The organism is Streptomyces sp. CAU 1734, assembly GCF_039888735.1.
Lineage (GTDB): Bacteria > Actinomycetota > Actinomycetes > Streptomycetales > Streptomycetaceae > Streptomyces.
This window is the reverse complement of the sequence record NZ_JBDQQP010000001.1, coordinates 275393-297664: the sequence shown is the minus strand read 5'-3', so window position 1 is coordinate 297664 and position 22272 is coordinate 275393. Positions and strand designations below refer to the sequence as shown.

General features: G+C 73.2%; 17 protein-coding genes. 11 read left to right on the top strand and 6 right to left on the bottom strand.

Annotated elements, in window-relative coordinates; all coding sequences use genetic code 11:
* The first annotated feature begins 200 nt into the window (after positions 1–200).
* Together AAFN69_RS01115 and AAFN69_RS01110 are read left to right on the top strand one after the other, a co-directional pair.
* On the top strand, positions 201–4298 hold the full coding sequence (locus tag AAFN69_RS01115) for a tetratricopeptide repeat protein (protein WP_347726298.1): 4098 nt from the start codon (positions 201–203) through the stop codon (positions 4296–4298).
* A gap of 150 nt (positions 4299–4448) precedes the next feature.
* Entirely contained in the window at positions 4449–5039 is a 591-nt protein-coding gene (locus tag AAFN69_RS01110; RefSeq protein WP_347726297.1) for an RICIN domain-containing protein, read from the top strand.
* Positions 5040–5166: 127 nt separating this feature from the next.
* On the opposite strand, the gene AAFN69_RS01105 is transcribed toward AAFN69_RS01110, so the two are convergent.
* A complete protein-coding gene (locus AAFN69_RS01105; protein WP_347726296.1) occupies positions 5167–6069 on the bottom strand; it encodes an NAD(P)-binding domain-containing protein in 903 nt (300 codons plus the stop codon).
* A gap of 59 nt (positions 6070–6128) precedes the next feature.
* On the opposite strand from AAFN69_RS01105, the gene AAFN69_RS01100 reads away from it, so the two are divergent.
* From AAFN69_RS01100 to AAFN69_RS01065, 8 genes are all read left to right on the top strand, one after another.
* A complete protein-coding gene (locus AAFN69_RS01100) occupies positions 6129–6539 on the top strand; it encodes a MerR family transcriptional regulator (RefSeq protein ID WP_347726295.1) in 411 nt (136 codons plus the stop codon).
* Positions 6540–6622: 83 nt separating this feature from the next.
* A complete protein-coding gene (locus AAFN69_RS01095; RefSeq protein ID WP_347726294.1) occupies positions 6623–7342 on the top strand; it encodes a methyltransferase domain-containing protein in 720 nt (239 codons plus the stop codon).
* A 535-nt stretch (positions 7343–7877) separates the two neighbouring features.
* Entirely contained in the window at positions 7878–9020 is a 1143-nt protein-coding gene (locus AAFN69_RS01090) for an LPXTG cell wall anchor domain-containing protein (protein ID WP_347726293.1), read from the top strand.
* A gap of 113 nt (positions 9021–9133) precedes the next feature.
* On the top strand, positions 9134–11269 hold the full coding sequence (locus tag AAFN69_RS01085) for a hypothetical protein (RefSeq protein ID WP_347726292.1): 2136 nt from the start codon (positions 9134–9136) through the stop codon (positions 11267–11269).
* A gap of 121 nt (positions 11270–11390) precedes the next feature.
* Positions 11391–13508 carry a DUF11 domain-containing protein gene (locus tag AAFN69_RS01080; RefSeq protein WP_347726291.1) on the top strand — a complete coding sequence of 706 codons (2118 nt, stop codon included), beginning with the start codon at positions 11391–11393 and terminating at the stop codon, positions 13506–13508.
* Between the two features lie 172 nt (positions 13509–13680).
* On the top strand, positions 13681–14199 hold the full coding sequence (locus AAFN69_RS01075) for an SMI1/KNR4 family protein (protein WP_347726290.1): 519 nt from the start codon (positions 13681–13683) through the stop codon (positions 14197–14199).
* Between the two features lie 408 nt (positions 14200–14607).
* The gene (locus AAFN69_RS01070) at positions 14608–14871 is read left to right on the top strand and encodes a hypothetical protein (RefSeq protein ID WP_347726289.1); all 264 of its coding nucleotides are present in this window, start codon (positions 14608–14610) and stop codon (positions 14869–14871) included.
* Positions 14868–15263, top strand: coding sequence for a hypothetical protein (locus AAFN69_RS01065; RefSeq protein WP_347726288.1), 396 nt, complete (start codon positions 14868–14870; stop codon positions 15261–15263). The genes AAFN69_RS01070 and AAFN69_RS01065 overlap by 4 nt, the downstream gene beginning before the upstream one ends.
* 68 nt (positions 15264–15331) lie before the next feature.
* On the opposite strand, the gene AAFN69_RS01060 is transcribed toward AAFN69_RS01065, so the two are convergent.
* From AAFN69_RS01060 to AAFN69_RS01050, 3 genes are all read right to left on the bottom strand, one after another.
* Entirely contained in the window at positions 15332–17026 is a 1695-nt protein-coding gene (locus tag AAFN69_RS01060) for a serine/threonine-protein kinase (RefSeq protein WP_347726287.1), read from the bottom strand.
* 205 nt (positions 17027–17231) lie between these two features.
* The gene (locus AAFN69_RS01055) at positions 17232–17690 is read right to left on the bottom strand and encodes a MarR family transcriptional regulator (protein ID WP_347726286.1); all 459 of its coding nucleotides are present in this window, start codon (positions 17688–17690) and stop codon (positions 17232–17234) included.
* Entirely contained in the window at positions 17687–18283 is a 597-nt protein-coding gene (locus AAFN69_RS01050) for a DJ-1/PfpI family protein (protein WP_347726285.1), read from the bottom strand. The genes AAFN69_RS01055 and AAFN69_RS01050 overlap by 4 nt, the downstream gene beginning before the upstream one ends.
* Before the next feature lie 168 nt (positions 18284–18451).
* On the opposite strand from AAFN69_RS01050, the gene AAFN69_RS01045 reads away from it, so the two are divergent.
* Positions 18452–19861: an aspartate aminotransferase family protein gene (locus AAFN69_RS01045; protein WP_347726284.1), complete on the top strand. Its 1410-nt coding sequence runs from the start codon at positions 18452–18454 to the stop codon at positions 19859–19861.
* A gap of 57 nt (positions 19862–19918) precedes the next feature.
* Here the strand turns inward: AAFN69_RS01045 and AAFN69_RS01040 are convergent, their stop codons facing one another.
* Positions 19919–21241, bottom strand: a complete 1323-nt coding sequence (locus tag AAFN69_RS01040) for a TerD family protein (RefSeq protein ID WP_347726283.1) — start codon at positions 21239–21241, stop codon at positions 19919–19921.
* A gap of 503 nt (positions 21242–21744) precedes the next feature.
* Positions 21745–22236, bottom strand: a complete 492-nt coding sequence (locus tag AAFN69_RS01035) for a hypothetical protein (RefSeq protein WP_347726282.1) — start codon at positions 22234–22236, stop codon at positions 21745–21747.
* Between the last annotated feature and the right edge of the window lie 36 nt (positions 22237–22272).

Below are 22272 nucleotides of genomic sequence, written 5' to 3'. Positions count from 1 at the left end.
GGATTCCGTGCGCGGACGTGCCTTTCCGTGGGTGAACGGGTCTTTCCGTGCGTACGGGAAAGGCGGGCCGCGCCGGTATGTCACCTGGCTGACGTCCGCGTCCCTCATTCCGGTGGTCACCGGTCCGGTGCCTGGTGAGGCGCCCCGCGCCGTGCCGACGATGGGTTCCCGGCCCCACCCCCGGCCCGAAGGAACCCGCGATGCCGCACCCCCCTGCCGGCGCCCCCGCAGACGCCTCCTTCCGGGAGGACATCCCGGTCGACTGGATCCTCATCCGGGACACCATCCGCGTCAATGACGCCCTGCTCCAGGAGATCCGCGCCGAGATCACCGTCCGGATGCTCTCCCCGGCGGCCACCCTGGCCGTCGTCGCCCGGGAGATCGTCCACGACCCCGGCTATGTCCTCACCGGTCTCACCGGCCATCCGCTCGTCCTGGTCGCCGAGGTCTACCGGGGCAACGGCGGCGCGGTGGACGCGAGCGGCTCCACGGGTCCGGGCGGGGGACAGGGGCCCTCCGGCGCCCCGGGGCAGAACCACTCCGGCCAGCAGGGCGGGGCCGGCGGCCGGGGCGGTGACGGCGGGCCCGGCAACCCCGCCTCGCCCGTCACCGTGATGGCGCACCAGGTCAGCGATCTGCGGATCGCCGCCCGGGGCGGCCGGGGCGGACCCGGCGGCACGGGCGGCACCGGCGGGCACGGCTACAACGCCGCCCGGCCGCCCAACAAGCCGGACATCGATCCCCCGGAGCCGGGCCCCGGCGGCCCCGGGGGCAATGGCGGCAACGGCTCCGTCGGCGGCCCGGCCGCCTGGATCCTGGTGGAGACCACCTCCCACTCCGGACTCGCGCTCGACGGCGCGGGCGGCGAGCCCGGCGGCGCCGGGCCGGCCGGCCGGGGCGGGCGCGGCGGCACCGTCGGCGGTGGCGGCACCCCCGTCGGGGACTCCGGCCCGGACGGGCTCCCGGGAGTGCCCGGACCCGGCTCCGGCCCCTCCGTGCAGCCGGCCCTCGTGGTCCACGGCAACGACAACTGGTGGGCCCTGGTCCGGCTGCGGCTCGGCGGCCACGCGCGGAGCTGGTCCGCCCACCGCACCCGGGTCGGGGAATTCCTCTTCCGCTCCTACGCCCCCGCCGTCGCCGACCGGAAGGGGCTGCGGGAGGCGGCGTCGCGGGAGTTCCTGCGGGCGCTCGACCTCGACACCGGGCAGGAGCGGGCCGCCGAGCTCTCCCGCTGGATCGCCACCGGGCTCTCGCCGATCGGGCAGCCGTACAACCTCGACCTGATGCCGGACTTCCCGCACTTCGAGCAGGTGGTGACCGACTACGACGACATCGTCAAAAGCCTCTTCGACAACGCGCTGAGCCTGCTGCTCTCCTCCGTCGACACCGGGCAGAAGAACGCCCGGCTCACCGCCGATCTGAACCGTGTGGCCGACATGCAGCCGGTGCTCCGGCTGGAGGACGACGCGGCCAGGCTGGACCTGGAGATGTCCCAGGGCAAGGCGAAGATCATCGATCAGCAGCTGGGGGAGGTGCGGGCCCAGCTCGACGCGGTGCGCGAGGAGATGACCCAGAAGCGGATGGAGTTCCCGCCGGGCAATGACCTCGGGGCGCTGATCGGCGCGGCGGTCGCCGTCGCCGCCGCCGTGTCGGCCGTCTACACCGGCGGCGCCAGCCTTGTCGCCTTTCTCGCCGCCGCCCAGCTGATGGCGAATTCGGTGGGGGCGCTGGAGGGCTTCGACGCCAGGACCGGGGAGAAGCAGGACGCCGGAAAGCTCGTCGAGTGGTGGGACTGGGAGGATCCCGGCAATCCCCGGCTCAAGGACGACAAGAAGGACGACGCCGGCGGGCTGAAGGAGCTCATCGACACCGGCAACCAGATCATCGACGCGGGGCGCGCGGTCGCCGAACTCTTCCAGACCACGGTCGACGGGAAGCTGGAGAGCAGGGAACGCGATCTGATCGCCCGGCAGCTCGATCTCGGCCGCCAGCGCGGCCTCCAGATCCTGGAGGTCAATCAGCGCAACGCCCTCAAGGCCGTCACGGCGGCGAAGATCGTGGTCAATCAGCGAGATCTGGAGCGGCTGCGCAATCTCCAGGCCGACTGGGCCTCCGACATCGCCGCCCTCGGCATGATCTCGCGCACCCTGATCGACCGGACCCAGGCCTACGCGGACGTCCTCATCCGGTTCGCCTTCTACGCGCACCGGGCGCTGGACATCTTCACCGTCAGCGGCAACAAGTCGGCCGAATTCACCTTCGACCTCGGTCATCTCCACCCCGACGAGGTCGAGCACGCCCATCTCGCCCTCTCCCGGGGCGAGGACTCCCGGGTGATCCCGCTGCTCCAGAGCTATCTCTCCTCCTGGAGCCGGATGCCCCAGCTCCTGGGGCTGCGCGGCTTCTACGACCAGTACCAGTCCGGCCTCCAGCACGCCTCCCGCTTCCTCACCATCACCTCGCCCGCCGTGCTGGACGGACTGCGCGCCAACGGCACCGCCACCTTCGCCCTTCCCCTGACGGACTTCCCCGCGGAGTGGTCGGAACTGAAGACGGAGGAGGTGTACGTCGCGCTCCTGGGCGCCCGGGCCGCCGAACCGGCCGTCAATGTCCACATTCAGCACAGCGGGAAATCCGTCAACCGGATGCGCGGCGGCGCCCTGCGGGAGACGTCCGGCCAGCCCCTCTCCACCACCGCCGAGGCGGTCTTCGTGAAGCGGGTGCCGGGCGCCACCCCCGCCGGCCGGCCCGCCTTCTGGGGCCGCAGCCCCGTCACCACCTGGCGGGTCAGCGTCGAGAAGCTCTCCGCCGAGCAGAACGGGCTGGATCTGTCCGGGCTCACCGGGCTCCACTTCACCCTGCGGTACGCCTTCTTCGCCCCGCCGGCCGCCGCGCTGCCCGCCGTGCCCCCGATGACGGCCGGGGCGGATTTCGACGGCGACGGCCGCCCGGACAGCGCGGTCTGGGACTCCGCCGCGGGCGACTGGCACATCGAGCCGTCCTCCGGCGCGCCCGCCCGCACGGTCCCCTTCGGGCGGCCCGGGGACATCCCCGTACCCGGTGACTGGGACGGCGACGGGCGGGCCGAGCTCGCCGTCTACCGGCCGGCGGACCGGGTGCTCTACTCCCGTCCGTACGAGGGCGGCCCCACGGCGGTCCACCTCTGGCGCACCGAGGGGTACGAACCGGTCCCCGGGGACCACCCGGGAATGGACCGGCTGGCCAACGCCTTCCGGATCCGGGCGGGGGAGCTGACCGGTGCCGGGCGCCATGCCGAGGCGGTGGCGGTGCAGCAGGAGGCCCGGGACGGGTACGCCCAGCTCGCGGCCGAGTCGGACGCGTACCGCTCCTCGCTCGCCCAGACGCTGGTGATGCTGGGCGTCTACCGGACCCGCGCCGGTCTGCACGAGGAGGCGCCGGCGGCGGCCCGGGAGGGCGCGGAGCTCTACCGGGCGATCGGCGACCGGCCGCAGGAGGCGTGGGCGCTGGGCAATCTCGCCTGGATCCTCACCAGCGCCGGGCGGCATGCCGACGCGGTCGGCGCGCAGGAGGAGGCCACCGGGCTCTACCGGCGGCTGGCCGGGTCGGATCCGGCCTACCGGGCCGCGCTGGCCCAGGCGCTGGTGATGCTCGGCACCTACGCCACCCGGGCCGGGCGGCACGACGACGCGGTGGCGGCGGCGCGCGAGGGCGCGGACGTCTACCGGGTGATCGGGGACCGGCCGCAGTGGGCGTGGGCGCTGGGCAACGCCGCCGCCGCGCTCACCGCCGCCGGGCGGCACGGCGAGGCGGTCGACGCCCAGGGCCAGTGCGTCTCCGTCCACCGGGAGCTGGCGGGGGCGGATCCGGCGTACCGGGCCTCGCTGGCGATGGCGCTGGTGATGCTGGGGGTGTACGGCTCACGGGCGGCCCGGCACGAGGAGGCGGTGGCGGCGGCCCGGGAGGGCGCGGAGGTGTACCGGGCCATCGGTGACCGCGCGCAGGAGGCATGGGCGCTCGGCAACGCGGCGGCGGCCCTGCATGTCGCGGGCCGCACCGCCGAGGCCGCCGACAGCCAGCGCGCGGCCTGCGACCTCTACCGCGAACTGGCCGCCGGGACCCCCGCGTACCGCCCGCCGCTGGCGCAGACCGCCCACCGGCTCGCGCAGCTTCTGGTGGGCGCGGACCGCCGTCCCGAGGCACTGGCGGCGGCGCGGGAGGCGGTGGCCGTGTACGAGGCGCTCCATGCCGGCGGCGGCGCGTACGCCGCACAGCTGAGCGAGGCGGTGAGGCTCCGCGACTCGCTGGCCGGAGGGTAGTTTCCACCGATTTCAGATCAGCTGACATTGGCTGATATTCGTCAGAATTTCATGAGTAATGGGCCTCACGTCTGGCTACGTATAGCGACCGAAACGGAAGCCAGGCATCCGCATCTTCCTTCCGGTGCGGTGGAGTTGAGGAGAAACACGATGATCGTGAACATCGGGAAGACCCGGCGGACCGCCGCCCTCGGAGCGGCCGTGCTCGGTACGGGACTCGCCCTGACCCTGGGGACGCTCAGCCCGGCGGCGGCCGGACCCGCGACCGGCGCTCCGGTCTCGGCGGAGCCGAGGGCGATCACCACGGCGAGGGTCTCGCTGCGGCTGGCGGCCGACGCCGGCCAGGCCGCGGATGTGGCCGGGGCCTCCACGGCCAATGGCGCCGAGGTCATCCAGTGGGCCGCCTCACGCGACGACAACCAGCGCTGGGAGCTCACGCCCACGTCCAACGGCTACCACACGGTGAAGGCGGTGCACAGCGGGAAGTGCCTGAACGTCGAGAACGACGACCCGGAGGACGGCGCCCGCATCATCCAGTGGACGTGCGGCACCGATGCCAATGAGCAGTGGAAGCTGGTGCCCGCCGGCATCGGCTATCAGCTCGTGGTCAGGTCGACCGGCAAGTGCCTCAATGTCGAGTACGGGGTCGGGCAGGGAAACCGGCTCATCCAGTACACCTGCACCCCCGGGGGCGCGGACAATGACGTCTGGCTGGCCGTGGTGGAGAACAGCGGGTCCTGACAGGTGAACCGGTGACCGGGGGACGGCCCCCGGTCACCGGACGCGGCGGCGGGCGTACGGCGGGGACGCCGCGCACCCGCCCGCTGTGGTGCGGGGGGCGGGTGCGCCGCCTTCCGCTGAGCGGGGGTCAGCGAGCCGCCCTCTTGAGAACCTCGAAGACGGCCAGGTAGTTCTCGGCGCCGTGTCCGTCGGCGATGGCCCGCTCGGCGATCTCGCGCATCAGCTCCGGCTGGGCGGCGTGGACGCCCTGCTCCACGCTGGTGCGGGCGATGTGGTCCAGTGCGTTCAGATTCATCTCCAGGGTGCCCGCGTCGCCCGGATAGTCGCCCCGGTCGAGAGCGGGCGCATGCCCGGCCAGTGTCGGTGTCACCAGCGAGGACATGAACCAGTCGACCGCCAGGCCGGAGAACTCGGCCGCGGGGACACCCGCCGAGCCGACCAGCGCCGAGGCGTGCAGAAAGCCGTTGACGGTCGCGTACATCATCCCGAGCAGCGCCGCGTTGTACAGCACCGCGAGACCGGGATCGGTGCCGAGATACCGGGGGTCGCCCAGGGCGGCCAGGGTGGCCCGGTGCTCCTCGAAGACCTCCCGCGGGCCGCTGTGGAGAATGACGGATCCGGGATCGCCGACCAGGGGCGGCGGCACCATGATCGCGCCGTCCAGATGGGCGATTCCGTGCCCGGCCGCCCATGCGGCGGCCGTCCGCGCCTGCCCCGGGGTGCCGGAGCCGAGATTCACCAGGACACGGCCCTTCAGGGCGCCGGCGGCGGGGCCGAGCACCTGGTCCGCGGTCTCGTAGTCCTTGAGACAGACGATCACCACGGGGCTCGCGGCGACCGCGCCGGCCACGGTCTCCGCGTGACGCGCGCCCCCGGCGACAAGGCCGCGGGCCCGCTCCGGGGTGCGGTTCCAGACGGTGAGGGGATGGCCGCGGTCCTTCAGCGCCCCGGCGAGAGCGAGGCCCATGGGCCCGAGCCCGAGGACGGTAACAGGCGTGTGGTGCACGGTGATGGGGGTGTTTTTCGTCATGCGAAATAGACTGCGGTCTCACATCGGTGTGAGAGTCAACTGAACGTGGTGGTCATCACATGCGCATGGGGGAGTTCTCCCGGCGGACCGGGGTCAGCCAGCGTCTGCTGCGCTATTACGAGGAGCAGGGGCTGCTCAGGCCGGCACGGCGGCCGAGCGGATACCGCGAGTTCGCGGAGGCGGATCTGGCCACCGTGCGGGGGATCCGGGTGCTGCTCGCCGCCGGGCTGAACACCGCCACCATCGCGGGGCTGCTGCCCTGCATGGTCGAGGACGGCCGGATCCTGGCGCCGGCCTGTTCCGGGATGCTGCCCGATCTCCACCGCGAGCGGGAGCGCATCGACACCGCGGTGGCGGGCCTGCTGGCCGCGCGGGACGCCCTGGACGAGGTCATCGCCGGTACGGCCCCGGCCGGCGATGACGATCCGGACGCCTGCCGCGCCGCCGGTATCGCGGTGGCACCCGGCTGAGCGGCGGCACGTCCGTCCGGGCCGGGCCGCTCGCTGTCAACCGGGGATGACGGTTGTCAGTGGCGGCGGGGACGATGGCGGGCATGAGTGAATCCGCCGCCTCCACTCCCGCGCACGCCGCCCCCGGCCACACCGTCCCGCTCGCCGCCGCCGTCGCCGGTTACTGGGACGCGGTGGCGGCCTCGTTCGACGACGAGCCCGACCACGGTCTGCGCGACGCGCGGGTGCGGGAGGCATGGGCCGCGAGGCTGGGCCGCTGGCTCCCGGTGCGCGGACGCGGCGGGGCGGACGGTCTCGATGTGCTCGACGCCGGCTGCGGCACGGGCTCGCTCTCTCTGCTGATGGCCGCTTCCGGCCATCGGGTCACCGGGGTCGATCTCTCCGCGCGGATGGTCGAGCGGGCGCGGGAGAAGTTCGCGGCCGCCGGTCTGGCCGGGCACTTCCTCACCGGGGACGCCGCCGCGCCGCCGGCCGGGGCGGCGGTCTTCGACGCGGTGATCGCGCGGCATCTGCTCTGGACACTGCCCGATCCGCCTGCCGCGCTGCGGACCTGGTGCGATCTGCTCCGGCCGGGCGGCACGCTGATCCTGGTGGAGGGACGGTGGGGGGAGTCCGCGACGGCGACGCCTTATGTGGCGGGGGCGGGGGCGCTGCCGTGGGGTGGCGGGGTCGGTGCGGAGGAGTTGCTGGGCGCGGTGCGTCCGCTGGTGGGGGCGGCGCGGATCGAGGAGCTGAGCGGGGAGGCGGCGCTCTGGGGGCGCGCGGTGACGGATGAGCGGTATGCGCTGACGGCGGTGAAGTGAGGCGGGATAAAGGCACTGTTAGTGCATTGAAGCTAATTATTACGGATAATCAGATAAATAGTGGAGGGGTGGGGAGGAGTTGAAGCTGTGGATCATCGGCCGGTGAGCACGGAGGTCACCCCGTATGAAGAACAGCTTCGGACACCCCCCGGGCAGAGCCCGCCGGGCCGGCTCATTCGCGGCGGCCTGCTGTCTGCTGGGGATGAGCCTCTCAGTGCTGGCGCCACCCGGCGCCGCGGCGGCGGACCGGCCGGGGGCGCCGCCGGCGGAGGCTTCCGCGACCCGGGAGTCCGCGACGTCCGTGGCCCCGGAGTCCGTTGCCCCGCAGGTCGCGACCCCGCAGGCCGCGACTCCGGAGACCTCCTCCGGCGGGACACCCCCGGCGGCGGGCACGGGGTCCCCGGCCGCCGCGGTCCCTTCGGCCTCGTCCCCGGCGGTCTCATCGGCGGCCTCCCCGGGGAGTGAGACCGGGGCCGCCGGCCCGCCGGCCGCGAAGGGCGCGCCGGGTGTCCCGGGCGCGCGAGCGGATCTGACGGTGCGTTCGGAGTTCGGCTCGGGTGGTGCGGCGAGAAGCGAGTCCGCCGGCTCCGCCCCGTCCGCGGCCGGCAAGAGCGCCGAGACCGGCGCCGCGGCGGCCGACGACAACACCGAGTCCGTCTGGCGGCTGGTCGACGGCGAACTGACCTTCGACTACCGGATCACCGTCGTCAACCACGGCCCGTCCCGCGCCGTCGATGTCGTCATCACCGATGAACTGCCCCCCGCGCTCGCCTTCGTCTCCTCCCCGGACGGCTGCACCGCCCAGGGCCGGACGATCCGCTGCGGCCCGCTCCCCGCCCTCGCCGTCGGCCGCTCCCACACCTGGATGATCATCGTCGCGCTCGACGAGGACTACACCGGTGACGGCTCGGACATCACCAATGTCGCCGTCGTCTCCTCCGCGACCGAGGACCCCGACCCGGACAACAACGCGGCCACCCACACCGGGCTCCCCGTGCCGCCCCGCTCCGTGAAGGCGGATCTGGCGCTCCGCAAGACCGCCGTACTGCCCGGCGGCAAGCGGTACGTCAGCCCCGGCGACACCTTCTCGTACCGCATCACGGTCCGGAACCTCGGGCCCGGCGAGGCCCGCGGTGTGCTGGTCACCGACCCCCTTCCGGCCCCCCTGGTCTTCGACTCCTCGCCGGACGGCTGCCGGCTCTCCGCCGGCTCGGCCCGCACCGTGACCTGCCCGGTCCGGGACCGGCTGGCCGCCGGTGACTCCGCCGTGTACGTCCTGGTCGTACGGGTTCCCGCGAGCGGCCCCCGAGCCGGCGGCGACGGCCACGGCGGTGGCGGGCAGCGCGAGGAGATCGACAACATCGCCACCGTGACCGCCCGCACCCCGGACCCGGTACTCGCCAACAACAGCAACGCGGCCGGCACCACCGGCCCCGGCGGCGGACCGCTCCATCTCGTCCGCCCCTCCGGGCACACGACGCACCCCACGCGCCCGCCGCACACCGGCCACCCCTCGCATCCGGCCAACCCGGGCGGACCCCACCACCCCGGCCGCCCCCAGCTCCCGCACACCGGCGGCGATCTGCCCGGCTGGCTCCCCTGGTCCGCCGCGCTGACGCTGGCCGGCGGCTGCGCGCTGGTGGTGCTCGCCCGCCGCGGCGGGCGGTCCCGCCACTGACACCGGCCCGCACGGTGCCCGCCGGGGACGTACCTCCCCCGCCGTACGTCCCCGGCTTCCGAACGCGGCGTCGCGACCGACGCCCGAGACAGCTGAGATGAGGGTCCGCGGACATGAGAACCACCTGGGGCCCGGCCGCCGCCGCCATGAGGCGGCGCGTCCGCGGACGCGCCGCCCTGGCCATGGTGTCCGGACTGCTCCTCTGCCTGCTCCCGGTGCCGGCGGCGGCCCTGGACGGTCCCGCCCCGGACGCCACGGCGGCGGCCGGGGTCCGCGCCCCGCGCGCCCTCACCTTCCCGGTGCACGACCCCTTCGACTCCGCGGCGAGCAGTCTGGGCACCGCCGTCGGCTCCGCCTCCTTCCAGAGCGGCGGCTGGCTCCGGCTCACCAGCGCGGCGGGAAACCAGTCCGGCGCCTGGGAGATGAACGACTCCTTCTCCACCGGCCTCGGCATCGTCGCCGAATTCACCTACGCCAGCTACGGCGGTGTCGCCTTCGACGGCAAGCGCGGCGACGGACTCGCCTTCTTCCTCGCCGACGGCACCGCCGCCAACGGCACCGGTGCCCCCGGCGGCAGCCTCGGCTACGCCTGCGGCGGCAACCCCTGCAATGTCAACGGCGTCCCCGGGGCCTTCCTCGGCATCGGCCTCGACGAATTCGGCAACTTCTCCTCCAACATGGTCGGCAACGGCGGCCCCGGCACCCAGGCCAACAAGATCGTGCTCCGCGGCGGCGGCAACGCGAGGACCGGCTACCGGTACGCCACCGGCGTCAACGGCCCCGGCGGCACCGTGGAGACCCAGGGGCGCGGCGACTACCGGACCGTGCGGGTGACCGTGGTGCCCAGCGGCGGCCAGCTGCTGGTGTCGATCTGGTCCGACACCGGCCCCGGCACCGTGATGAACAAGGTGGTCACCGACTTCAACGTCTCGACCATCGCCAACCAGCCCGCGCTCCCCGCCTCCCTGAAGGTCGGCTTCTCCGGCGGCACCGGCGGCGCCACCAACATCCATGAGATCGGCGATCTGACCATCAATGTCCCGGCGGATCTGTCGGTCACCAAGACCGCCAATGTCTCCACCGTCCCGGCGGGCGGCGGCCCGGTCACCTACACCGTCAAGGTCTCCAACAGCGCCGCCAACGATGTGATGGGCGCCCAGGTCACCGACACCGTGCCCGGACTGACCGGAGTGACCTGGACCTGCACCGCCACCACCGGATCGTCCTGCGGACAGGCGTCGGGGAGCGGGAACAACCTCAACACCTCCGTCAATCTGCTGCGCAGCGGCTCCGCCACGTACACCATCACCGGCACCGCGCCCGCCCAGCCGGCGACCCTCACCAACACGGCGACCGTCACCCCGCCGAGCGACCGCTCGGACACCGACAGGACCAACAACTCGGCCTCCGTCACCACCACGGTGACCGGACGCGCCGATGTGGCCGTGCTCAAGACCGGGCTGGGCACGGGACCGGTCTCCCCCGGCCAGCAGTTCGACTACCGGATCACCGCCCGGAACGCCGGACCGTCCGACACCACCAACGCACGGATCTCCGACACCCTCCCGGCGGGCCTCGCCTTCGTCTCCTCGCCCGACGGCTGCACCGCCTCCGGCCAGAACATCGGCTGCCCCGTCGCCACCAGTCTCCCGGCGGGGCAGTCCCGGTCCTGGACCATCCGCGTCAAGCTCAGCGACACCTACACCGGCAATGGCTCGGATCTGGGCAACACCGCCACCGTCGTCCACGATCTGCCCGACCCGAACACGGCCAACAACGTCAGCGCGGCGGCGTTCCCGCCCGGCGGGGTGACCGCGCCCAAGGCGGATCTGAGCACGGTCAAACGGACGGTGACCAGCACCCCCGTCGCTCCGGGCCAGTCCTTCGACTACACCGTCACGGTCACCAACAACGGCCCGTCGGCCGCCCGCCAGATCCGGATCACCGACCCGCTGCCGACCGGGCTCACCTTCGTCTCGTCGGCGAGCGGCTGCACCGCCGCCGGGACCACCGTGAGCTGCGGGCCGGCCGCGACGCTCGCGGTGGGGGCACAGGTGAGCTGGACCTTCCGGGTGCGGCTCGACGCCGGGTACGCGGGTGACGGCAGCGGGCTGCGCAACACCGCCACCGCCTCATCGGACACCGACGACCCCGACACCTCCAACAACAGCGGGACATCGGGGCCGCCCGGCGGACGGATCACCCCGCCCTCCGCCGACCTGGTGTTCACCAAGCGGGCCAACAGCTGATGCCGGTGGTCACGGTGCCGGCCGGTCCGCGGCCGGGCGCGCCCGCCCCTCAGACCTGTGGCCGCACAGCCGTTGTGCGGCCCCGGATCAGGAACGCGATCAGGAACGGAAACGATGCGAGATGAGATCGACAAAACGCCGGCCCCCCACGGTCCGGGCGGTGATCGTCGCGCTGGCCTGCGCCCTGCCCCTGTGCTCCGGTACGGCGCCCGCGGCCCTGGCCGCCCCCGCGCCCGCCGCCGTGTCCGCACCGGCGGCGGTGGTGACCCAGCTGACCCGGCAGGCCGCCGACACACCCCCCGGCGGCCTGGTCACCTTCACCCTCACCGCCAGGAACAACGGGCCGTCGGTGGCCCGTAACGTCACCGCCACCGACACCCTGCCCGAGGGGCTGGAGTTCATCTCGTCGGCCGACGGCTGCACGGCGCAGGGGCAGACCGTCACCTGCGGCCCGGAGCCCGAACTGACCGTGGGCCAGACCAAGGACTGGACCTTCGTCGCCCGGCTCGACCCCTCGTACCAGGGGGACGGAACCGACCTCGGCAACACCGTGGTCGGCACCTCCGACGCCACCGACCCGGACCCGGGCAACAACACCGGCGGCCCGGTCACCCCGACCGGCCCCTTCGACCCCGAGTCCAATCTGAACACCGTCAAGCGCGCGCTCGGCAGCGGCCCCACGGTCCCCGGAACGGAATTCGACTACGAGGTCACCACGGAGAACACCGGCCCCTCGGACGCCCGCAATGTGACGGTGACGGACAACCTCCCGCCCGGCATCACCTTCGTCTCGTCCGCCGACCCGTGCGCGGTCTCCGGACAGCGGGTGACCTGCGGACCGCTCGCCCGCCTCGCGCCGGACTCCAAGGTGACCTGGACCTTCCGGGTGAAGCTGGCCGCCACCTACAGCGGCGACGGCAGCGATCTGCGGAACACCGCCACCGGCACCTCGGACTCGACCGACCCGGACCCGACGGACAACACCTCGCCGCCGGTCCTGCCGCCCGGCGGGGTCACCGCGCCCCAGGCCGACCTGTGGACCATCAAGCGGCCGACCACGACCACCCCGATCTCACCCGGCCAGACCTTCGACTACGCGGTCACCATCACCAACGACGGGCCCTCCCAGGCGCTGGCCGTCCGCGCCACCGATGTGCTGCCCGCCCCGCTGGCCTTCGTCTCCTCGCCCGACGGCTGCACCGTCTCCGGCCAGACCGTCGGCTGCGGCCCGCAGGCCACCCTGGCCCCGGGCGCCGCCAGGACCTGGACCTTCAAGGTGCGGCTGGATCCGAACTACCGCGGTGACGGCTCCGACATCCAGAACACCGCCACCGCGACCTCCACCACCGAGGACCCGCTGCCCGGCAACAACACCAGCCCGCCGGCCGGACTCCCCGGCTCCGCGGTCAACCAGCCGTACGCGGACCTCGCGGTCACCAAGACACCGGTCGGCAACACCCCGCCCAAGCCGGGCGAGAGCTTCGACTACCTCATCACGGTGACCAACAACGGACCCTCGGCGGACGCGCTCAATGTCCGGCTCACGGACAGCCTGCCGACCGGTCTGATCTATGTCTCCTCCTCGCCCGCCGGGTGCACCGTCTCGGGGCAGGTCGTCAACTGCCGCCGGGCCACCCCGCTGCGGGTCGGCGAGACCATCGAGTACACCCTCACCGTGCGGGTCGACCCCGCCTACAGCGGCGACGGCAGCGATCTGAAGAACACCGCGAAGGTCACCGCCGACAACATCGACCCCAACAGCGGGAACGACACGGACACGGCGACGGTCCCCGGCGGCTCGGTCGACGCGGCCTCCGCCGACCTCGCCATCGCCAAGAAGCCGGTGACGAACACACCGATCGCCCCCGGCGAGTCCTTCGACTACTCGATCACCGTCACCAACAAGGGCCCCTCACAGGCCGCGCAGATCAAGGTGACCGACAGTCTGCCGACCGCACTGCGCTTCGTCTCGTCGGACGACGAGTGCGTGGTGCACGACACGGTGGTCTGCGGACCGCTCGACACCCTCGCTCCCGGGGCCTCCTACACCTGGGTCTTCCGGGTGAAGCTCGACCCGGAGTACGAGGGCGACGGCTCGGACATCAGGAACACGGCGAGTGTCGACGCCGCGACCGCCGACCCGGTCGAGGCCAACAACACCGTCACGGTGGCCGGCACCCCGGGCGGCACCGTCAAGGATCCGACGGCCGATCTCCAGGTGACCAAGAAGACCCCGTGACCGCGGGTCCGTCACGGACTCGCCACGGGTGACAGGGCAGGGGCGGACCGCTTCCGGCGGTCCGCCCCTCGCTGTGCGGCCGGGCTGTGCGGCCGGCGCTGTGACGATCACCGCTGTGTGCGGAAAGGCTGGTCAACACCCCTGCCACTGGCGCTACTCTGCCGCTGTGCCCATGACCTTTGATCGTGAACTGCCCCTCGCGCTGGCCGCCGCGGCCGAGGCCGAGTACGAGTACGACGACGGCGACGGAGTCGACTTCGAGCCGTACGAGGCGTTTCTCTCCGCCGACGACACCACCAGCTGGATCCGCTCCTGGACCGGCAACGGCGAACTGACCGGTGAGGAGTTCCTGGTCTTCGGCCAGGACGGCACCGGCGGCTTCGCTGCCCTCTGGCTGATCCGCCCCGGCGCCGACCTCGTCTCCCAGCCGGTCGTCTTCCTCGGCTCCGAGGGCGACACCGGAGTCGTCGCCCGCGATGTGGCCGCCTATCTGTGGCTGCTGGCCGACGGCTACGGCCCCTTCGAGGCGGTGGAGAGCCCGGGCGGCCGGAATCCCCGCCCGCACGAGGAGCTGCTCGCGATAGCCGAGCGGTACGCGCCGGGCGGGCGGCGCTCGGCGGAGGACGTGATCGCTGAGGCGGCGCGGGAATTCCCGGATTTCCAGGAGACGATTGAGGCGCTCTGTCGCTGAGGGGTTTCTCCCCGTTGTGGGGTGAAGTGGTTCTCGGTGCCGGCGGGAGTCGTGACGACTTCCGCCGGCATTGTCATGTCCGCGTTTATATTGAGGATTATCATGTGACTCGGTGCGGTCATCCTATTCACCCCGGAGGGTGAATTGAAGGGGCGGTCGCATCGGGGATTCAGCTTGAATAATTGCCCGATTTGAGTGTGATATGTCAGGGCGAATCTGGCGGTTGATTCATTCGAATCAGCGGATCTCGCATAAATGCGCGACGCTTGCGTGAGGTGTGCCGGGCGGGGATATGGTCGCTGCCAGTGACGACACCCGGGTGTGTGGTGTCGGTTTCCCGAAGGGAAGTGTTCGGTGACTTTATTGTTGGCTCCGCCCCAGCCGGTATACCGTGAGTATACTGTTCGGATGGCTGACACCACCGTCAAGGTTGACCCTGTCGTACGCGACCGTCTCATGGTTCTCGCCAGGGAGCGGGGACTGACCATGCGCGATCTGATCGCCGAGCTGGCCGGTGCGACTCCGACCAAGGCCGAGTTGGAGAGGCGCTACCGGGCGACCAAGGCTTACTGCGAGACGCACTTCGGCGTCACGCTCACCGATGAGGACCATGACCGGGCCGAGCAGGTCTGGAAGGACTTGGAGGCCGGCCGGCCCGTGGACAGTCTGTGAGCGGATCCGTGGCGGTGCTCTACGACGAGACCGCACTCCTCGCACTGGGCGCGGGCAACAGTCTGGCTTCCCAGTTCGTCGCCAACACCGAGCACGGCCCGACCAGGCATGTCTATGTGCCCGCGCTCTGCCTGCTGTCGGCGGACAGCCTCCGCAAGGGGCTGGCGGATCATGTCGGCGCGCTTCCGGCGGCGGAGATAGTCGAGCTCGATTTCTCCGGCCTCTCGGCCGTGGGCGCGCTGATGCGGGACGGGGTTGAGTGGCATCTGGGCCATGCGGTCCACCTGTCGCGCCCCACGATCGACTGGCCCGACGGCCGCCCCGTGGTGACTGTCCGGCCGGAGCTGTACGCGGACATGCCGCTGGTCCGGACTATCCGGCTGCCGGAGTAGCCGCAGGCCGGGTGTCCGGTAGGGGCCCGGGTCCTCGGACCCGGGCCCCGCGCCGGAGCCGGCCCGGCTCAGTGGTCCGTTCTCGTGTTCGTGAGCGGCGCGCCGCCCGAGCCCACCAGTTCGCGGACGATCGTCGCCTTGTCGTCCGAGATGGTGAGACGGCTCCTCTGGCCCGGGGAGCAGGACGCCGGGTCGCCGGAGGTCACCCGGGTCGGGCCCAGTTCGAGGGGTGGGCCGGGGGTGCGGAGGGTGGCCGTCCAGGAGCAGTCGTAGGAGGGGCCGGTGCCGGTCAGGGTCATCACCCGTTCTCCCGAGGCGCCCTGAGTGATCGTCATGGTGCGGCTGTTGGCGCCGCCCCCGGTGTCGAAGGAGGCCCGCCAGGTGCCGAGATACCGCTCGGGCACCTCGCCGGCCGGTTCCGGGCCGGGCGAGGGGCGGGTGGAGGCGGACGGGGAGCCGGACGGGGAGGCCGTCGTGCGGGCGGGCTCCGGGGCGCCGGCGGGTTCGGTGCCGTCGCCGCCGTCCAGCAGGGTGAAGGCCGTGGCGCCCGCGGCCACCGCGATCAGCAGGGCGGCGAGGGTCGGCACCACCGCCCGGCGGTCACCGCGACCGCCGCGCGCGGGAGCCGGGGCGGGCGCGGGTGCCGGCAGTGCCGGGGTCCGCACCGTCCGGGGGTAGGGCGCCGCCGCGCTGGGGCCCGGCGGGACCGGGGCCGGGCCCGGGGCCCGGTCGTATCCGCCGTACGCCGGAGTCTGCGGGGCCGACGGCCCGTACCCCGACGGCCCGTACGGCGGCGCGGCCGGAACCCGTGCCGGAGGCGGCCCGGGGACGGACGGCGTCCCGGCGGCACCCGGCTGTTCCGCCTCCAGGGACCGCACCGCCTGCCGCCCGAGCCGGGCGATGAGGGCCGCCGGCAGCCAGGGCTCCGCGCTCTCGCCCCGCTCCACCGCCGGTGCCGTGCGCGCCGCGATCTCCGCCGGTGACGGCCGCGCCCCGGGGTCCTTGCGCAGACAGTCGCGTACCAGCTCACCCAATTCCGGGGGCAGCGCGCTCAGATCGGGCTCACCCTGGGCGATCCGGAACATCACCGCATGGCGCCCGCTCTCCGCCGAGCCGAACGGAAGGCCGCCGGTCGCCGCGTACGCCAGTACCGAGCCCAGGCAGAAGACGTCGCAGGCGGCGGTGACCCGGGTGCCGAGCACCTGTTCCGGTGCCATGAAGCCCGGTGAGCCGATCACCGCGCCGGCCCGGGTGATCCCCGCCTCCGCCGCCGTACCGGTCTCCAGCGCGCGGGCGATCCCGAAGTCGATCACCCGGGGTCCGTCGATGGTGAGCAGCACATTCGACGGCTTGAGATCCCGGTGGATCAGCCCGGCCGTGTGGATGTCGGCCAGCGCATGCGCCAGCCCGGACGCGAGAATCAGTACGGAGCGCTCCGGCAGCGGCCCCCGGGGGATCACCTCGCTCAGCGGCGGCCCGGCGATGTAGCCGGTGGCGACCCAGGGCACCGGGGCCTCGGTGTCGGCGTCGAGCACCGGCGCCGTCCACTCGCCGCCGACCCGCCGGGCCGCCCGCACCTCGCTCCGGAACCGCTCGCGGAATTCCTGCTGTTCGGCGAGTTCCCGCCGGACCAGTTTCACCGCCACCGTGCGGCCCCGGTCGCTGCGGGCGAGAAAGACCTCGCCCATGCCGCCCGCACCGAGCCTGGCCAGCAGCCGATAGGCCCCGATGCGCTGCGGATCTCCGGTCGCCAGCTGTTCCATGGCCGCGTGTCCTCCCCCGATCGCGGCGGCCGTCGGCCCTCCCGGATCGCGCCGCCGCCCCCGCGAGGATAGTGCGCGCGGGGCGCTCCGGGGGCGGTCTCCTCCCGAACGGGGCGGCGGGGAAAGCGCGTTCGGGAATCGTGCGGCGCGCGAGGCCGGGGAGGCACCCCCGCTCACTCACCCAGCCTGGTCCGTGAGAGACGGCCTAGCCTTCCCCGTCCTCCCGCTGGATGGTCTCCATCGCGGTGATGAGCTCCTCCAGCACCCGCACCGTCTCCGCGAACCGCTCCGGCCCGAGGGCCCCCGCCAGCCGGCCCGCCAGCCGGGCGTGGCCCGGATCGAGCCGTTCGATCGTCTCCCGGCCCCGCTCGGTGGCGCGCAGCAGCTTGGCCCGGCGGTGGGCCGGATTGGGCTCGTACACCGCGAGTCCGTCCGTCACCAGCAGATCCGCGATCCGCTGCACGCTCTGCCGGGTGATGCCCATCGTCCGGGCGATCCCGGCGACCGGCTGCGGTTCCCGGTTGACCGCGCCGAGCACCTGCCACCAGGAGGCGGTGAGCCCGACCTCCCGGGCCAGTCCGTCGGAAACCGCGATGAACTGGCCGTTCAGCCGGAAGACACCGAGCGCGGTACGGGTGAGCAGATCCCGCTCCGCGCGGCTCACGCGCCGCCCTCCAGCACGGCGTACGCGCTCGCGTCCGAGTCGTGGAACAGCCGGTACCAGGCGTCCAGCCGCTCCCCCTCGTACACCCCCAGCCGGGCGAAGACCTCCCGGGCGAAGGCGACCGGCTCGGTCGGGCCCGCGGTGATCAGGTCGCCGTCGGTGACCGCGTCGGCCTCGCGGTAGCGGTCGCCGCCGGCGTATCCGGAGGCGGCGAGATAGAAGGAGACGGCGCTGGTGTGCGCGCGGTCGTCCAGCAGCCCCTCCCGGGCGAGTCCGAGCGTGGCGCCGCAGATCGCGGCGACCGGTGTCCCCGCGTCGAGGAAGGCGCGGGCCTTCGCGGCGAAGGGGGCGAGCTCGTCGCCGGTGTCCCAGGCGGACGCGCCGGTGAGGATCAGCAGACCGCTCTCTTCGGGGCCGACGTCGGCGAGTGCGAGATCGGGCCGGACACGCAGGCCGCCCATGGTGGTGACGGGGTCGGTGGTGAGGCCGACCGTGCGGACGGTCCAGCCGTTCTGCGCGAGATGGGCCGTGGTGTGGCCGGTCTCCCAGTCGGCGAAGGTGTCGTACACGGCGAGATGAACGGTCCTGGTCATCATGTGCTCTCTTCGTCGTTCCCGGCCGGTGATATGACAGCATACTGTCATTACGACAGAATGCTGTCAATCGAGGCGGGGTGCGGGCGACAGAACGATCAGGAAAGCGCCCCAGGACAGACAGGATGGTGATGTCGGCGTCCGGCCGCACCTTCCTACGCTGGGCCCATGACCTCTGCCGATGCCGTACACCCGCCCGCCGCCGGCCCCAGCTCCCCGGCCGCCCGCCCCGCCCCCGACCCGGCGGCCGGCGCCGCGGTGAAGGCCGCCGACCGGGACCATGTCTTCCACTCCTGGTCCGCCCAGAAGCTCATCGACCCGCTCGCCGTCGCCGGCGCCGAGGGCTCGTGGTTCTGGGACTACGACGGGAAGCGCTACCTCGACTTCACCAGCGGCCTCGTCCACACCAACATCGGCTATCAGCACCCGGAGGTGGTCGCCGCCATCCAGCAGCAGGCCGGGAAGCTGGCCACCTTCGCGCCCGCCTTCGCCGTGGAGCCGCGCTCCGAGGCGGCCCGGCTGATCGCCGAGCGCACCCCCGGCGACCTGGACAAGATCTTCTTCACCAATGGCGGTGCCGAGGCGATCGAGAACGCCCTCCGGATGGCCCGGCTCCACACCGGCCGCCCCAAGGTCCTCTCCGCGTACCGCTCGTACCACGGGGGCACCGCCGCCGCGATCAATGCCACCGGCGACCCGCGCCGCTGGCCCTCCGACAACGGCACCTCCGGGGTGGTCCGCTTCTGGGCACCCTTCCTCTACCGCTCGCCCTTCCACTCCGCCGGCGAGGCGGAGGAGGGCGAACGCGCGCTGCGCCACCTGGAGGAGACCATCGTCTTCGAGGGCCCCGGGACCATCGCCGCGATCCTGCTGGAGACCATTCCCGGCACCGCCGGGATCATGGTCCCGCCGCCCGGCTATCTCCCGGGCGTACGGGAGATCTGCGACCGGTACGGGATCGTTCTCATCCTGGACGAGGTGATGGCGGGTTTCGGCCGGACCGGCAAGTGGTTCGCGGCCGAGCACTTCGACGTGGTGCCCGATCTGCTCACCTTCGCCAAGGGCGTCAACTCCGGCTATGTGCCGCTCGGCGGTGTCGCCATCTCGGCGGAGATCGCGGCGACCTTCGACACCCGCCCCTACCCCGGCGGACTCACCTACTCCGGCCATCCGCTCGCCTGCGCCGCCGCGGTCGCCACCATCGGGGTCATGGACCGGGAGGACATCGTGGCCCGGGCCGCCCGCCTCGGCGAGACCGTACTCGGCCCCGGCCTGCGCGAACTGGCCGAACGCCACCCGAGCGTGGGCGAGGTGCGCGGCACGGGCGCCTTCTGGGCACTGGAGCTGGTACGCGACCGGGAGACCAGGGAACCCCTCGTCCCGTACAACGCCTCCGGTGAGGCGAACGCGCCCATGGCGGCCTTCGGCGCGGCCTGCAAGGAGCGCGGTCTCTGGCCCTTCGTGAACATGAACCGCACGCATGTGGTGCCGCCGTGCACCATCAGCGAGGCGGAGGCGAAGGAGGGCCTGGCCGTACTGGACGAGGCGCTGACGGTCGCCGACCGCTGGACGGTCTGATCCGTTCCGCCGGCCGGTACGGGTGCGCCCCCACCCGTACCGGCCCGGCCCGGCCGGTCAGACCGCGGGCGGGCGCAGGCGGGCCGTCCAGGGGCCGTCCGCCTCGACGCACAGCACCAGCGGGCCCTCGGGGACCGGCAGGGTCTGCCGGAACGGCGGCACCGCGGCGAAGAGCAGTTCGGACGGTTCGACCTGTCCCGTGGCCACGTCGGTGAAGAAGGGCAGGACATTGATGGTCATCCGCCCCTCCCGGTACTCGTCCCCCTCATAGGTCACCTCCAGGCCGGCGGCCGGCCCGGTGTACGCGATCACATCGGAGTTGGCGCTGCTGACATCCCGGCTCCCGAGCCGGCGAATGGACGGCAGCGGGTGCACCACGGCCGTCCATTCGTCCTCGGCGTCGACACTGAGGGTGAGCGGCCGGCCCGCGGGGACGACCTCCAGGGTCCGGCCCCGGAAATCCCGCACCACCGAACTGAAGAGCAGACCGGCCTGCTGATGGCGCTCGTCGAGGGTGTGGACGCCGAAGTAACCCTCGCCCCGGTGCCATGCCTCCACGATGACCCACTGCCCCGTCGGGAGGGGCTCGTCGAAGCGGACGATCCCCTTGCCGCGGCCCCGGCGGGTGACGGAGCTGAAACCCGTGAAGCCGGAGAAGTGGTCCGTGACCTGCGTCCGGTGCACGGGGGCCGGGGGAGCGGGGGCGTGGGCAGGGAAGGGCGCGGGCGGTGGCGGGGTGTACGCGAGCTGGGGGATGCGGGGGAGCGGCGCGGCGGGTACGGGAGCGGGTGCCGCGTACGGGACGGGAACGGGTGCCGGTGCCGGTGCCGGGGGCGGTGCGGGGGCCTGCGGCTCCTCCGCCACCGTGATCCCGAAGTCCGTCGCGAGTCCGGCCAGCCCGGACGCGTACCCCTGCCCCACGGCCCGGAACTTCCAGCCGCCCGCGCGCCGGTAGAACTCCCCGAGCACAAAGGCCGTCTCGGTGGTCGCGTCCGTCACCGCGAAGTGCACCACCGGCGCCCCGTCCGGCCCCAGCGCCTGGGTGTACAGCCCCGGCACCGAGCCGAAGACCCCGCCGTCGCAGGAGGCGGCTATCAGCACCCGCTGCACCTCCGCCTCCAGTAGCGGAAGTTCCACTTCCAGCCATTCGGCGCGCTGTCCGCCGCCCTCCGCCACGCCCGCGTGGCGCACCGCGCCCGACGGATGCCGGGGCTGGTTGTAAAACACCAGATCGGCGTCCCCGCGCACGGTTCCGCGCGCGTCGAGCAGCAGGGCCGAGGCATCGACGGCAGGGGTCCCGGGCGCCGTGCTCCGGCCCACGGCGACCCTCAGCAGGGTGGACGGAACAGGGGTGTTGGCGCCTTTGACGATGTGGGTCATGGCGCAATGCTGTCAGCGGCCCCCGCCGAAGTCGATGGCGGCGGACGGGTGGTCGGGGGCGGTCGCCGGGAGGGGAAGCGGTTCGTTTCCCGGCGGGGTGAGGGCGCCTCCGTCCCGGTGTCCGGTGGCCGGTGTCCGGGAACGCCGCCGCCCGCCGCCCCTCCGGAGCACTCCCGCGCCCCGGCCCGGCTCCTCCCGCGTCCGGCCGGACGGCGGGTGCCCGCGGCGGCCGTATCGCCCGGTGATTTCGGTGCCACCGGCCGCGGCGGGTCCGCGCCTCCCTCCTCGCCGGAGGCCGCGGACACGTCTCCGCCGTGTGCGCGATCAGGCGGCCGGAAAGAGGGGTGCGCACGGGGCGCGGCCGGGACCGGGCCGGTACGACACCGGGCGCGGCCGGGTCCATCCCGGATCCACGCCGGATCCACGCCGGTACGGCACCGGCAGGCCGGTACGACGCCGGGTCCATCCCGGGACCGCGCCGGGACGAGGCGTACGGGGGAGGCTCACCCCGCCCCCGGCTCCACCTCCAGGAAGCGGCGCCGGCGCGGCCCCCGGTAGAGCAGTGCCTCCCAGCCCGCCTCCGTCAGGGCCCGCGCGCAGGCGCGCAGCCGGTCCTCCTCCTCGTGCGCGGCGCCGCTGCCCGCCGGGCCCAGCCACTCCACCACCACCGCGCCGGGCCGGTCGGCGTCCCGCACCCGGTAGCCGGTGGCGGCCCGGGCGCCCGCCGGGTCCAGGGCCGACGGCGGGAGGCCCGCCGCCTCCAGCGCGAGGGCGACCGCCCGGACCATCCGGGCCACCTCCCAGGCGGCGGGCTTCCCGGCGGCCCCGCTGAGCCGGCGTATCTGCGACAGCCCCGCGAACGCCGCGCGCACCTCGGCGGCCCGCGCCCCTTCCGTACTCTCCGTGGTCTCCGCGTCCCCGGCGGCGGGCAACGGCCCGTCGCCGGTGGCCGCTTCGAAGACACCCTCGCCCCGATCGCGCTCCCCGTGTGTCATGAACCCCTCACCAATCGGTATCCGGCCTGCTCATCG

Excerpts from the sequence above, each read along its gene's own strand:
- AAFN69_RS01115 (WP_347726298.1), top strand. The coding sequence starts at position 201 with ATGCCGCACCCCCCTGCCGGCGCCCCCGCAGACGCCTCCTTCCGGGAG.
- AAFN69_RS01110 (WP_347726297.1), top strand. The coding sequence starts at position 4,449 with ATGATCGTGAACATCGGGAAGACCCGGCGGACCGCCGCCCTCGGAGCG.
- AAFN69_RS01105 (WP_347726296.1), bottom strand. The coding sequence starts at position 6,069 with ATGACGAAAAACACCCCCATCACCGTGCACCACACGCCTGTTACCGTC.
- AAFN69_RS01100 (WP_347726295.1), top strand. The coding sequence starts at position 6,129 with ATGCGCATGGGGGAGTTCTCCCGGCGGACCGGGGTCAGCCAGCGTCTG.
- AAFN69_RS01095 (WP_347726294.1), top strand. The coding sequence starts at position 6,623 with ATGAGTGAATCCGCCGCCTCCACTCCCGCGCACGCCGCCCCCGGCCAC.
- AAFN69_RS01085 (WP_347726292.1), top strand. The coding sequence starts at position 9,134 with ATGAGAACCACCTGGGGCCCGGCCGCCGCCGCCATGAGGCGGCGCGTC.
- AAFN69_RS01080 (WP_347726291.1), top strand. The coding sequence starts at position 11,391 with ATGAGATCGACAAAACGCCGGCCCCCCACGGTCCGGGCGGTGATCGTC.
- AAFN69_RS01075 (WP_347726290.1), top strand. The coding sequence starts at position 13,681 with ATGACCTTTGATCGTGAACTGCCCCTCGCGCTGGCCGCCGCGGCCGAG.
- AAFN69_RS01070 (WP_347726289.1), top strand. The coding sequence starts at position 14,608 with ATGGCTGACACCACCGTCAAGGTTGACCCTGTCGTACGCGACCGTCTC.
- AAFN69_RS01060 (WP_347726287.1), bottom strand. The coding sequence starts at position 17,026 with ATGGAACAGCTGGCGACCGGAGATCCGCAGCGCATCGGGGCCTATCGG.
- AAFN69_RS01050 (WP_347726285.1), bottom strand. The coding sequence starts at position 18,283 with ATGACCAGGACCGTTCATCTCGCCGTGTACGACACCTTCGCCGACTGG.
- AAFN69_RS01045 (WP_347726284.1), top strand. The coding sequence starts at position 18,452 with ATGACCTCTGCCGATGCCGTACACCCGCCCGCCGCCGGCCCCAGCTCC.
- AAFN69_RS01040 (WP_347726283.1), bottom strand. The coding sequence starts at position 21,241 with ATGACCCACATCGTCAAAGGCGCCAACACCCCTGTTCCGTCCACCCTG.
- AAFN69_RS01035 (WP_347726282.1), bottom strand. The coding sequence starts at position 22,236 with ATGACACACGGGGAGCGCGATCGGGGCGAGGGTGTCTTCGAAGCGGCC.